This is a genomic window from Pseudacidovorax sp. RU35E (assembly GCF_900156165.1).
Lineage (GTDB): Bacteria > Pseudomonadota > Gammaproteobacteria > Burkholderiales > Burkholderiaceae_C > Xenophilus.
Genome location: NZ_FTMY01000003.1, coordinates 381,864 through 393,628 on the forward strand (window position 1 = coordinate 381,864; position 11,765 = coordinate 393,628).

Sequence of the window (11,765 nt, forward strand, 5' to 3'; positions counted from 1 at the left end):
CCTTCGTTCGTCCGCAGGAGTCTTCGCATGAGCCCATCGTCGTCCTTCCGTCCCTCCCGCCGCCATGTGCTGCAGGCCGGCGGTGCCGCCCTCGGCGCGCTGGCCGCGCCCGCCATCGTGCGTGCGCAGGGCGGCCCCAAGCTGCGCATCGGCTACTGGCCGGTGGCCGCGGGCCTGCCCTTCTTCGCCGCGGTCGAAAAGGGCTACTTCAAGGAAGCGGGCCTGGACGTGGAGCCGCTCAAGTTCGCCGGCGCCCAGCAGGTGATGGAGGCCATGCTCTCCGGCCGCTCCGACGGCAGCGCCAACGGCACCGGCAGCGCCAACCTCGCCATCGGCGAGATCGCGCAGCCGGGCCTCTTCAAGATCTTCTGCACCAACCCCAGCAACGCCAAGTACGTGCTGGAGGAGTTCCTGGTGCCCAAGGACAGTCCCGTCAAGAGCGTGGCCGAGCTCAAGGGCAAGCGCGTGGCCTCGGGCCCCGGCATCCAGAACGTGACGCTGGCCAAGACCATGCTGGAGCGCGCCGGCGCCGGCCCCATGAACGTGACCGAGCTGCCCATCGGCCAGCACGTCGCGGCCCTGGCCGCCGGCCAGATCGACGCCGTCTACACGCTGGAGCCCACCGGCACCGTGGGCCGGCTCAACGGCACCACGCGCGTGCTAGAGGCCGGCGTGGTGGCGCACTACGTCCTGGGCGACCCGATGGCGCCCTGGCACGGCGGCTCGGCCAGCCTGACCACCGACTTCATCAAGAAGAACCCGGACATCGCGAAGAAGTACATCGCCGCCTACAAGCGCGGCATCGAGCTGGTGCGCAACAACCCGGCCGACGCGCGGCAGTACATGAAGGGCTACACCGCCATCGAGGGTGCCCTCACCAACGAGGTGCCGCTCGCCTCGTACATGCTGCACGACGAGTTCAAGCCGGCCGACATCGCCTACTTCCAGAAGTTCTTCGACCTGTTCACCGAGAAGGGCATCTTCGAGAAGAAGGTGGCCGTGGACGGGCTGCTCTACCGGGGCTGATGGCCATGACCGCGCCGTCCTCCACCGCGGGCGCCGCCACCGGCGCCTGGAAGCCGCCCGCCGCCGATGCCGCCCCCGTGCTGCCCCGGCCGCCGGTGTGGAACAAGCTGCTGCCGGCCATCGGACCCATCGCCCTCTTCGTGCTGTGGGATCTGGTGGTGCGGCTGGGCCTCATCAAGCCCATCCTGCTGCCACCGCCGCTGGCCACCTTCCAGACGCTGATCACGGGCCTGGCGGGCGGGCCGCTGCTGAACGACTTCCTCGTCACCGTGTGGCGCACGCTGGAGGCCTTCCTGATCGCCGCGGCCGTCGGCATGCCGCTGGGCGTGCTGCTGGGCAGCAACGAGAAGGCCTACCGCAGCGTGGAGTTTTTGATCGACTTCTTCCGCTCCACGCCCTCGTCGGCGCTGATCCCGCTGTTCCTGATGATCTTCGGCACCTCGGACATCAACAAGGTCGCCATCGCCGCCTTCGGCGCCATGCTGATCGTGGTCTTCAACAGTGCCTACGGCGTCATCAACGCCCGCAAGCAGCGGGTGATGGCGGCCAAGGTGATGGGCGCTACGCGCTGGCAAATCTTCAAGGACGTGCTGGTCTGGGAAAGCCTGCAGCCCAGCTTCGTGGGCCTGCGCTCGGCGGTGTCGATGGCGCTGGTCATCGTCATCGTGGCCGAGATGTTCATCGGCGCGGACAGCGGCCTGGGCAACCGGATCATCAATTCGCAGCAGGTGCTGAACGTCAAGAGCATGTACGCCAGCATCCTGGCGGCCGGGGCGCTCGGCTACGCGCTCAATGTGCTCTTCCTCGTGATCGAGCGCCGCATCGTGCACTGGAGTGGAAGATGAACGCCGTCCTCAACGCCCCCGTCTTCGCCGATGTGCCTGCGCCCAAGTTCCGCCCAGGGCCTGCGGGCACGCACATCACCATCCGCGGCCTGACCAAGTACTTCGCGGGCTGGCCGCTGTACGAGGACTTCGACCTCGACATTCCCAAGCACAAGATCGTCTCGGTCTTCGGGCCCAACGGCTGCGGCAAGAGCACGCTGATCAACATGATCGCGGGGCTGATCCCCATCGACCGCGGCGAGATCCTGTTCGACGGCAAGTCGCTCAAGGACACCAAGATCGGCTACGTGTTCCAGAACTACCGCGAGGCGATGTTCCCGTGGATGCGCACCATCGACAACATCGCCTATCCGCTCAAGCTGGAAGGCCGCAGCAAGGCCGAGGTGGACCGCCGCATGGAAGAGCTGGTGGCCAGCTTCGACGTCAAGTTCGACCTGAACCGCTTTCCCTACGAGCTCTCCGGCGGCCAGCAGCAGACGGCATCGATCATGCGGGCCCTGGCCCCCGGGCCCGAGGTGCTGTTCCTGGACGAACCCTTCTCGGCGCTGGACTTCGAGATGACGCTCTTCATCCGCGAGAAGCTGCAGGAGGTGTTCATGCAGACGGGCACCACCATGCTGCTGGTCTCGCACGACCTGGAAGAGGCGGTGTACCTGGCCGACGAGGTGCTGCTGCTCACCAAGCGGCCGACGCGGGTGGCCGAGATCTTGCGTTACGACGACCCGCGCCCCCGCACGGTCGAGACGCTGAGCCAGCCGAGCTTCGTGGCGACCAAGAAGCAGAGCCTGGAGATCTTCCAGCGCGAAGTCCGCCGATGAAGAAGAAGCACCCCCCATGCCGCTTCGCGGCTCCCCCCTCCCTTGCGCCTTCGGCTTGGAGGGGGGCGCACCCCACGGCCTGGCAAAGCCAGTTCCGTGGGTGCCCTGGCATGGCCTGCTCCGCGGCCACTCGATCTCTGTCGCTGCACTGGTTCGGATATCCGAGGGCGACGCGCAACTCTGGGGGAAGACTGTCATGAATGCCCAACAGATCGAGACCTATGTCGACGCCGCCGCCGCGGCGCTGGACCTGCCGCTTGCGCCCGAGCACCGGCCGGGCGTGCTGCGCTACTTCGCGCTCGCCGCCGACATGGCGGCGCTGACCGAGGCCGTGGAGCTGGCACCGCACGACGAGTCGGCCCTGCGCTTCGAGCCGGTGGCACCGGGAGCGCAGGCATGAGCGCCACACTGCCCTGGTTCGAGGCCGATGCCGCCGGCATCGCCGCCGCGGTGCAGTCCGGCGAGGCCAGCGCCACCGCCGTGGTGCAGTCGGCGCTGGACCGCATCGCCGCCACCGACGGTCGCGTCAACGCCTTCACCGCCGTGACGGGCGAGCGGGCCCTGCAGCGGGCTGCCGCGCTCGACGCCCTGCCGGCCGAGGCCCGCGCCGCGCTGCCGCTGGCCGGCGTGCCGGTGGCGGTGAAGAACCTGTTCGACGTCGCCGGCCTGCCCACGCTGGCGGGCTCGAAGATCGAGCGCGACGCGCCGCCGGCCAACACCGACGCCCTGCTGCTGCGCCGGCTCGAAGCCGCCGGGGCCGTGCTGGTGGGCGCGCTCAACATGGACGAGTACGCCTACGGCTTCACCACCGAGAACTCGCACGAAGGCCCCACGCGCAATCCGCACGACCTGTCGCGCATCGCCGGCGGTTCCTCCGGGGGCAGCGGCGCCGCGGTGGCGGCCGGGCAGGTGCCGATCACGCTGGGTTCCGACACCAACGGCTCCATCCGCGTGCCGGCCTCGCTGTGTGGCGTGTACGGCCTCAAGCCCACCTTCGGCCGGCTGCCGCGCACCGGGAGCTATCCCTTCGTCAGCAGCCTGGACCACCTGGGTCCTTTCGCACGCTCGGTGCGCGACCTGGCCCTGGCCTACGACGCGATTCAGGGTCCCGAAGACGGCGCCCCCGGCGATCCGGGCTGTGCCCAGCGTGCGGCCGAGCCGGTGACCGCGCTGCTGCCGCAGGGCGCGGCCGGCCTGCGCGTCGGCGTGCTCGGAGGCTGGTTCGCCCGCAACGCCCTGCCCGAGGCCCAGGCCGCCGTGGCCCGCGTGGCCGAGGCCCTGGGTGCCACGCGCACCGTCGAACTGCCGCTGGTGGAGGCCGGTCGCGCCGCTGCCTTCCTGATCAGCAATGCCGAGGGCGCGGCCCTGCACCTGCCGGACCTGCGCCGCCGCGCCCATGACTTCGAGCCGCTGTCGCGCGACCGCTTCCTGGCCGGCGCGCTGCTGCCCGCGGCCTGGGTCACGCGCGCGCAGCGCGTGCGCCGCCGCTATGCCGAGGCCGTGGCTGCGGTCATGCAGGACTTCGACCTGCTGCTCGCGCCCGCCACGCCGTGTTCGGCCACGCCCATCGGCACCGAATGGCTGGAGCTGGATGGCCGTCGCCAGCCGCTGCGGCCCAGCTTCGGGGCGCTCACGCAGCCCATCTCGTGCATCGGCCTGCCGGTGTGCGCCGTGCCGGTGTGGGGCGCGCAGACGCCGATGCCGGTGGGCGTGCAGCTGATCGCCGCGCCCTGGCGCGAAGACATCGCCCTGCGCGCCGCCGCCGCCCTGGAGGCCGCGGGCGTCACGCAGGCGCCCGTCGCCCCGCTGTCCTGATTTCCTTGTTCTCCCTTCTCTCACCCAACCTTCCGCTGGAGCTTTTCGCATGACCGCCTTCAATCGCCGCGAATCCCTCAAGACCCTGGCCGCCCTGGGCGCCGCCGGCAGCCTGGGCCCCCTGGCCTGGGCCCAGAAGCCGCTGACCGTGGGCGTGATCTACGTCGGCCCGCGCGACGACTACGGCTACAACCAGGCCCATGCCCAGGCCGCCGCCGAGCTCAAGAAGCTGCCCGGCGTGAAGGTGGTCGAAGAGGAGAACGTGCCCGAGACCGCCGCCGTGCAGAAGACCATGACCGGCATGATCCAGCAGGACGGCGCCTCGCTGCTCTTTCCCACCTCCTTCGGCTACTTCGACCCGCACATCCTGGCGCTGGCGCCCAAGTACCCCGACGTGCGCTTCTCGCACTGCGGCGGCCTGTGGACCGAGAAGAACCCCAAGAACGTGGGCAGCTTCTTCGGCTACATCGACGAATGCCAGTTCCTCAACGGCGTGATCGCCGGCCACATGAGCAAGAGCGGCAAGATCGCCTTCGTGGCCGCCAAGCCCATTCCGCAGGTGCTGCGCAACATCAACGCCTTCACGCTCGGCGCGCGTTCGGTCAAGCCGAACATCACCTGCCACGTGATCTTCACCGGCGACTGGTCCATGGCCGTCAAGGAGGCCGAGGCCACCAACAGCCTGGCCGACCAGGGCTGCGACGTGTTCACCATGCACGTGGACGGCCCCAAGGTGGTGGTGGAGACGGCCGCCAAGCGCGGCAAGATGGTCTGCGGCTACCACGCCAGCCAGGCCAAGCTGGCGCCCAATGCCTACCTCACGGGTGCCGAGTGGAACTGGCTCACGGCCTACAAGACGATCCTCGAAGCCGCCCAGGCCGGCAAGCCGCATCCCAACTTCCTGCGCGGCGGCCTGAAGGAGGGCTACGTCAAGACCTCGGCCTACGGCCCCATGGTGACCGACGCCGCCAAGAAGCAGGCCGACGACATCAAGGCCAAGATGATCGCGGGCAGCTTCGACATCTTCAAAGGCCCGCTCAAGGACAACAAGGGCAAGGAAGTCATCGCCGCCGGCCAGGTGCAGAAGCAGACCGACCTCAAGCTCGAGCAGATGAACTACCTGGTCGACGGCGTGGTCGGCTCGGTCTGAGCGCCCCGCCGCGTTGCGAGGAAAACCTGCCATGCGATCCATGGGCCAGGACTTGGCGCTGCCGGTGCTCAGCATCGCGGCCGCGGTGGCGCTGTTCGGCGTCTTCGCGGCCGTGGCGGCCGGCAGCTCGCCGCCCGAGGTGTGGGCGGTGCTCTACCAGGGCGCCTTCGGCAGCTGGTTCTCGTGGCAGAACACGCTGCAGCGCGCGGCGCCGCTGATGCTCACCGCGCTGTGCGTGGCATTGCCGGCGCGCGCCGGCCTGGTCATCATCGGCGGCGAAGGCGCGCTGGTGCTGGGCGGCCTGGCCGCGGCGGCACTGCCCTATGCGGTGGCGCTGCCCGAGAACATCGCCGGCACAGCGGCCTTGTGCCTGGCCGGCATGGCGGCGGGTGCGCTGTGGATCATGCTGGCCGGCGCGCTGCGGCAGTACCGCGGCATCAACGAGACCATCAGCAGCCTGCTGCTGGCCTATGTGGCCATCGGGCTGTTCAAGCACCTGGTCGAAGGACCGCTGCGCGACCCGGCCAGCCTGAACAAGCCTTCGACGAACACGCTGGCCGAGGGCCTGCGCATCGGCGGCATCGCGGGCAGCGACGTGCACTGGGGCCTGGTCCTGGGCGTGGTCGCCTGCGTGGTGCTGGCGCTGTGGCTGCGCTGGACGCCCACCGGCTTCTCTGTGCGGGTGGTGGGCGGCAACCCCCGCGCCGCACAACTGGTGGGTCTGCCCGCCACGCGGCTGGTGCTGCTGGCCTGCGCGCTGGGTGGCGCCTGTGCGGGCCTGGCCGGCGCGGTGGAGGTGGCGGCGGTGCACACCAACGCCAATGCCTCGCTGATCGCGGGCTACGGCTATGCGGGCATCCTGGTGGCCTTCATCGCGCGGCAGAACCCGCTGGCGGTGATTCCGGTGGCCATCCTCTTCGGCGGCTTCGGCGCGGCGGGCAGCCTGCTGCAGCGCCGGCTGGGCCTGCCCGATGCCTCGGTGCTGGTGCTGCAGGGCATCGCCTTCGTGCTCATCCTGGCCAGCGAGGCGCTGCGCGGGCGCGACTGGCTCACGCCGCTGCGCCGCCTGCGCGGCAGTGCCGGTGCCCCGGCCTTGAAGGAGGCGAAGCCATGACCGCCGACATGCTGACCGCCTTCGTCGCCGCCATCGTGGGCGGGGCGCTGCGCGTGGGCACGCCCTTCCTCTTCGTGAGCCTGGGCGAGTGCCTGACCGAGAAGTCGGGCCGCATCAACCTGGGCCTGGAAGGCGTGCTGGTGCTGTCGGCCATGGCGGCCTTCGGCGGCGCCTACCTCACCGGCTCGGCCTGGCTGGGCGTGGGGGCAGGCGCCATCGCCGGTGCGCTGCTGGCACTGCTGCACGGGCTGCTGTGCTCGCTGCGCGGCGTCAACGATGTGGCCACCGGCATCGCGCTGATGCTGCTGGGCACGGGCCTGGCCTTCTACCTGGGCAAGCCGCTGATCCAGCCGCAGGCGCCGCAGATCCCCGCGCTGCCGCTGGGCGACTGGAGCAGCAATTCGGCGGTGCGCGCGGCCCTGCAGGTCAATGCGCTGGTGCCGCTGGGCCTGCTGCTGGCCGGACTGCTGTGGTGGGGCTTTGCGCGCACCCGCGCGGGCCTGCTGGTGCGGCTGGCCGGCGACTCGGCCGATGCGGCGCGGGCGCTGGGCTATTCGGTGTCGGCGCTGCGCATCGCGGCCACCACCGCAGGCGGTGCCATCGCCGGGCTGGGCGGCGCCTCGCTCACGCTGTTCTACCCGGGCAGCTGGAACGAGGGCATCTCCAGTGGCCAGGGCCTGATCGCCGTGGCGCTGGTGATCTTCGCGCGCTGGAGCCCGCTGCGCTGCGTGGGCGCGGCGCTGCTCTTCGGCGGTGCCGGGGCCGTGGGGCCGGCGCTGCAGTCCATCGGCATCGGCTGGGGCTACCACCTCTTCAACACCGTGCCCTACGTGCTCACGCTGCTCATCCTGGTGGCCTCGTGCCGGCCGGGGCAGGTGGCGGCGGGCAGTCCGGGCGAGCTGTCGGCCAAGTGACCGGCGGCGCACACACAAGGAGTTTTCGATGAGCGGATTAGGCGGCCTGAACAAATCGGCCAACGGCGTGGTGGTGGGCCTGGTGCAGCTGCAGCTGCCGGTGGTCGCCACGCGCGAGCAGCTTGCGGCGCAGACGCAGCGCATCTGCGAGCTGGTGGGCAAGGCCCGCCGCAACCAGCAGACCATGGACCTGGTGGTGTTCCCGGAGTACGCGCTGCACGGGCTCTCGATGGACACCAACCCCGAGATCATGTGCAGCCTGGACGGCCCCGAGGTGGCGGCCTTCCGCGCCGCCTGCATCGAGCATCGCATCTGGGGCTGCTTCTCCATCATGGAGGCCAATCCCGATGGCAACCCGTACAACAGCGGGCTGATCATCGACGACCAGGGCGCCATCCGCCTGTACTACCGCAAGCTGCATCCCTGGGTGCCGGTGGAGCCCTGGGAGCCGGGCAACCTGGGCGTGCCCGTGTGCGACGGGCCCAACGGCAGCAAGCTCGCGCTCATCATCTGCCACGACGGCATGTTCCCGGAGATGGCGCGCGAGGCGGCGTACAAGGGCGCGGAGATCATCCTGCGCACGGCCGGCTACACCGCGCCGATCCGCCATGCCTGGAAGATCACCAACCAGGCCAACGCCTTCTGCAACCTGGCCTACACCGCCAGCGTGTGCCTATGCGGCAGCGACGGCACCTTCGACTCCATGGGCGAAGGCATGTTCTGCAGCTTCGACGGCACCGTGATGGTGGAAGGCGGCGGCCGGCCCGACGAGATCGTCACCGCCGAGCTGCGTCCCGACCTGGTACGCGAGGCGCGCACCGGCTGGGGCGTGGAGAACAACATCTACCAGCTCTACCACCGCGGCTACGTGGCGGTGAAGGGCGGCGCGCAGGACTGCCCCTACACCTACATGCACGACATGGCGGCCGGCCGCTACCAGCTGCCCTGGAGCGACAAGGTGCAGGTCACCGACGGCAGCGGCTTCGGCTTCGCGCCGCCGGTGCGCTTCTACGGCGGTGCGGGCACCCATCCGCTGGTGCCGGCGCCGACGCCGCCGGTGCCCGACAAGGAACGGCTCAAGACCCTGGACTGACACCATGGACGCCACGACTTCCCCCGCTGCCACGACGCGCTTCGCGGCCGCAGAACCCTACCGCTGGCCCTACGACGGCGACCTGCGCCCCGACAACACGGCGCTCATCGTCATCGACATGCAGACCGACTTCTGCGGCAAGGGCGGCTATGTGGACGTGATGGGCTACGACATCTCGCTCACGCAGGCGCCCATCGAACCCATCCGCCGGCTGCTGGAGGTGATGCGCCCGCTGGGCTACACCATCATCCACACGCGCGAAGGCCACCGGCCCGACCTGTCGGACCTGCCGGCCAACAAGCGCTGGCGTTCGCGCCAGATCGGCGAAGGCGGCGTGGGCATTGGCGACGACGGGCCTTGCGGCCGCATCCTGATCCGCGGCGAACCGGGCTGGGAGATCATTCCCGAGCTGGCGCCGCTGCCCGGCGAGGTGGTGATCGACAAGCCCGGCAAGGGCTCCTTCTACGCCACCGACCTGGAGATGATCCTGCGCACCCGCGGCATCCGCAACCTGGTGCTGGCCGGCATCACCACCGACGTCTGCGTGCACACGACGATGCGCGACGCCAACGACCGCGGCTTCGAATGCCTGCTGCTGTCGGACTGCACGGCGGCCACCGATCCCGGCAACCACGCGGCGGCGCTCAAGATGATCACCATGCAGGGCGGCGTGTTCGGCGCGCATGCGGTGTCGACCGCGCTGATCGAGGCGCTGGCGTCATGATCGCGCCCGTCACGCCCCATCCGCGCGCCCAGGGTGCGCTCGCGCTGGACACGCTGGACCTCACCAAGCGCTTCGGCGACTTCACCGCCATGGACCACGTGAGCATGCAGGTCGCGCCCGGCAGCGTGCATGCGCTGCTGGGCGAGAACGGCGCCGGCAAGAGCACGCTGGTCAAGTGCGTGGCCGGCTTCCAGCGGCCGGAGGAAGGCAGCATCCTCATCGACGGCCGCGAGCAGGCCATCGCCAACCCGGTGGTGGCGCGGCAACTGGGCATCGGCATGGTCTACCAGCACTTCACGCTGGCACCGGGCATGACGGTGGCCGAGAACCTGCTGCTGGCCGGTGGCCAGGTGCCCACGCTGATCGACTGGAAGGCCAAGCGCGCCGAGCTGCAGGACTTCCTGGCGACCACGCCCTTCCGCCTGGACCTGGACGCGCGGCCCTCGCAGCTGGCCGCGGGCGAGAAGCAGAAGCTGGAGCTGCTCAAGCAGCTGTACCTCAAGCCGCGCCTGCTGATCCTGGACGAGCCCACCTCGGTGCTCACGCCGCAGGAGGCCGACGAGGTGCTGGGCCATGTGCGCGCCTTCGCGCAGGGTGGCCACTGCACCGTGCTCATCATCACGCACAAGTTCCGCGAGGTGATGGCCTATGCCGACGCCGTGACGGTGCTGCGCCGCGGACGCGCCGTGCACCATGCCGCGGTGCGCGACACCGACCCGACGCGCCTGGCCCAGGCCATGATGGGTGCGGGCGCCACGCCCGACGAGGCGAGCGAGGGCGCCAGCGCCGCCACGCCGCGCACGCCGGTCGCAGCCGGTGCGGCACCGGCGCTGGAGGTGGAATCGCTTTCCGCCCCCGGCGACCGCGGCACGCCCGCCGTGCAGTCGCTCAGCCTGCAGGTGCGCCCGGGCGAGATCCTGGGCGTGGCGGGCGTCTCCGGCAATGGTCAGCGCGAGCTGGTCGAGGCCCTGGTGGGCCAGCGCGCGCGCAGTGCCGGTCGCGTGCGCGTGGGCGGTCAGCCCTACCGCGCCAGCCGCGGCGACAACCGTCGCCTGCGCGTGCGCAGCCTGCCCGAGGAGCCGCTGCGCAATGCCTGCGTCGCCGGCCTGAGCGTGGCCGAGAACATGGCCCTGCGCGACTTCGATCAACCGCCGCTGGCAGCCGGCGGCCTGCTGCGCTTCAGTCGCTGGCGGGCCCGGGCGCGGCAGTGGATCGCCGAATACGGCATCAAGACCCGCGGCGAGCGCGCGCCCATCGGCAGCCTCTCGGGCGGCAACGTGCAGCGCGCCGTGCTGGCCCGCGAGCTGGCGGGCGACATCCAGGTGCTGATCGCCGCCAACCCGGTCTTCGGCCTGGACTTCGCCGCCGTCGCCGAGATCCATGCCCGCATCGTGCAGGTGCGCGAACGCGGCGGCGCCGTGCTGCTGGTCAGCGAGGACCTGGACGAGCTGCTGGCCCTGTCGGACCGCATCGTGGTGATGAGCGAGGGCCGCATCGTGTACGAAACACCAGCCGCTTCGGCCGACAGACACGTCCTAGGCGCCCACATGGGCGGCGGGCACTGAGCAAGGAGAAAACAGCCATGCGCCTGAACGACGCCCGCCCTTTCCCCTACGACTTCGATGTGGCCCGCACGGCCCTGGTGCTGATCGACATGCAGCGCGACTTCATCGAGCCCGGCGGCTTCGGCGAGACGCTGGGCAACGACGTGTCGCTGCTGGCGGCCATCGTGCCCGCCACGCAGGCCGTGCTGGCCGCCTGGCGCCAGGCCGGCGGCCTGGTCGTGCACACGCGCGAGGCGCACCTGCCCGATCTGTCGGACTGCCCACCCGCCAAGCGGCTGCGCGGCCACCCGACGCTTCGCATCGGCGACGAAGGCCCCATGGGCCGCATCCTGGTGACGGGCGAGCCGGGCAACCAGATCATCGATGCGCTCGCGCCCATCGAGGGCGAATGGGTCATCGACAAGCCCGGCAAGGGCGCCTTCCATGCCACCGGCCTGCACGAGCTGCTGCAGGCGCGCGGCATCACGCACCTGGTCTTCGGCGGCGTGACCACCGAGGTCTGCGTGCAGACCAGCATGCGCGAGGCCAACGACCGCGGCTACGACTGCGTGCTGCTGGAGGACTGCACCGAGAGCTACTTCCCGCAGTTCAAGGCCGCGGCGGTGGAGATGATCCGCGCCCAGGGCGCCATCGTGGGCTGGACGGCCACCAGCGCGCAGCTGATCGCGGCGCTGGCGTCGGCGCCGCCGCAGACCTGAGCC

The 11,765-nt window shown here is 70.5% G+C and carries 12 protein-coding genes; all 12 read left to right on the plus strand.

Annotation, left to right across the window (positions count from 1 at the left end; genetic code table 11):
• Positions 1 to 27 precede the first annotated feature (27 nt).
• A complete protein-coding gene (locus tag BXA03_RS07280) occupies positions 28 to 1,026 on the plus strand; it encodes an ABC transporter substrate-binding protein (RefSeq protein ID WP_076505547.1) in 999 nt (332 codons plus the stop codon).
• 5 nt (positions 1,027 to 1,031) lie between these two features.
• On the plus strand, positions 1,032 to 1,871 hold the full coding sequence (locus tag BXA03_RS07285) for an ABC transporter permease (protein ID WP_076505813.1): 840 nt from the start codon (positions 1,032 to 1,034) through the stop codon (positions 1,869 to 1,871).
• Positions 1,868 to 2,689, plus strand: a complete 822-nt coding sequence (locus tag BXA03_RS07290) for an ABC transporter ATP-binding protein (protein WP_076505550.1) — start codon at positions 1,868 to 1,870, stop codon at positions 2,687 to 2,689. The genes BXA03_RS07285 and BXA03_RS07290 overlap by 4 nt, the downstream gene beginning before the upstream one ends.
• Before the next feature lie 196 nt (positions 2,690 to 2,885).
• The gene (locus BXA03_RS26840) at positions 2,886 to 3,089 is read left to right on the plus strand and encodes an AtzG-like protein (protein WP_076505552.1); all 204 of its coding nucleotides are present in this window, start codon (positions 2,886 to 2,888) and stop codon (positions 3,087 to 3,089) included.
• Positions 3,086 to 4,504, plus strand: coding sequence for an AtzE family amidohydrolase (locus tag BXA03_RS07300; RefSeq protein ID WP_076505555.1), 1,419 nt, complete (start codon positions 3,086 to 3,088; stop codon positions 4,502 to 4,504). The genes BXA03_RS26840 and BXA03_RS07300 overlap by 4 nt, the downstream gene beginning before the upstream one ends.
• A gap of 49 nt (positions 4,505 to 4,553) precedes the next feature.
• Positions 4,554 to 5,654 carry a BMP family ABC transporter substrate-binding protein gene (locus BXA03_RS07305; protein ID WP_076505557.1) on the plus strand — a complete coding sequence of 367 codons (1,101 nt, stop codon included), beginning with the start codon at positions 4,554 to 4,556 and terminating at the stop codon, positions 5,652 to 5,654.
• Positions 5,655 to 5,685: 31 nt separating this feature from the next.
• Positions 5,686 to 6,768 (plus strand): ABC transporter permease, encoded by a 1,083-nt coding sequence (locus BXA03_RS07310; RefSeq protein WP_076505559.1) that lies wholly within the window; start codon positions 5,686 to 5,688, stop codon positions 6,766 to 6,768.
• Positions 6,765 to 7,682, plus strand: a complete 918-nt coding sequence (locus BXA03_RS07315; RefSeq protein ID WP_076505561.1) for an ABC transporter permease — start codon at positions 6,765 to 6,767, stop codon at positions 7,680 to 7,682. Before BXA03_RS07310 ends, BXA03_RS07315 begins: the two co-directional genes overlap by 4 nt.
• A gap of 28 nt (positions 7,683 to 7,710) precedes the next feature.
• On the plus strand, positions 7,711 to 8,775 hold the full coding sequence (locus BXA03_RS07320) for a formamidase (protein ID WP_076505563.1): 1,065 nt from the start codon (positions 7,711 to 7,713) through the stop codon (positions 8,773 to 8,775).
• Between the two features lie 4 nt (positions 8,776 to 8,779).
• Positions 8,780 to 9,499 carry a biuret amidohydrolase gene (locus BXA03_RS07325; RefSeq protein WP_076505565.1) on the plus strand — a complete coding sequence of 240 codons (720 nt, stop codon included), beginning with the start codon at positions 8,780 to 8,782 and terminating at the stop codon, positions 9,497 to 9,499.
• Positions 9,496 to 11,064, plus strand: a complete 1,569-nt coding sequence (locus BXA03_RS07330) for an ABC transporter ATP-binding protein (RefSeq protein WP_076505567.1) — start codon at positions 9,496 to 9,498, stop codon at positions 11,062 to 11,064. The genes BXA03_RS07325 and BXA03_RS07330 overlap by 4 nt, the downstream gene beginning before the upstream one ends.
• A gap of 17 nt (positions 11,065 to 11,081) precedes the next feature.
• Positions 11,082 to 11,762: a cysteine hydrolase family protein gene (locus BXA03_RS07335; RefSeq protein ID WP_076505569.1), complete on the plus strand. Its 681-nt coding sequence runs from the start codon at positions 11,082 to 11,084 to the stop codon at positions 11,760 to 11,762.
• The last annotated feature ends 3 nt before the right edge of the window (positions 11,763 to 11,765 follow it).

Bases quoted from the DNA above. Each gene is read 5' to 3' on its own strand.
- BXA03_RS07280 (WP_076505547.1), top strand. From the start codon at position 28: ATGAGCCCATCGTCGTCCTTCCGTCCCTCCCGCCGCCATGTGCTGCAG.
- BXA03_RS07285 (WP_076505813.1), top strand. From the start codon at position 1,032: ATGACCGCGCCGTCCTCCACCGCGGGCGCCGCCACCGGCGCCTGGAAG.
- BXA03_RS07290 (WP_076505550.1), top strand. From the start codon at position 1,868: ATGAACGCCGTCCTCAACGCCCCCGTCTTCGCCGATGTGCCTGCGCCC.
- BXA03_RS26840 (WP_076505552.1), top strand. From the start codon at position 2,886: ATGAATGCCCAACAGATCGAGACCTATGTCGACGCCGCCGCCGCGGCG.
- BXA03_RS07300 (WP_076505555.1), top strand. From the start codon at position 3,086: ATGAGCGCCACACTGCCCTGGTTCGAGGCCGATGCCGCCGGCATCGCC.
- BXA03_RS07305 (WP_076505557.1), top strand. From the start codon at position 4,554: ATGACCGCCTTCAATCGCCGCGAATCCCTCAAGACCCTGGCCGCCCTG.
- BXA03_RS07310 (WP_076505559.1), top strand. From the start codon at position 5,686: ATGCGATCCATGGGCCAGGACTTGGCGCTGCCGGTGCTCAGCATCGCG.
- BXA03_RS07315 (WP_076505561.1), top strand. From the start codon at position 6,765: ATGACCGCCGACATGCTGACCGCCTTCGTCGCCGCCATCGTGGGCGGG.
- BXA03_RS07320 (WP_076505563.1), top strand. From the start codon at position 7,711: ATGAGCGGATTAGGCGGCCTGAACAAATCGGCCAACGGCGTGGTGGTG.
- BXA03_RS07325 (WP_076505565.1), top strand. From the start codon at position 8,780: ATGGACGCCACGACTTCCCCCGCTGCCACGACGCGCTTCGCGGCCGCA.
- BXA03_RS07330 (WP_076505567.1), top strand. From the start codon at position 9,496: ATGATCGCGCCCGTCACGCCCCATCCGCGCGCCCAGGGTGCGCTCGCG.
- BXA03_RS07335 (WP_076505569.1), top strand. From the start codon at position 11,082: ATGCGCCTGAACGACGCCCGCCCTTTCCCCTACGACTTCGATGTGGCC.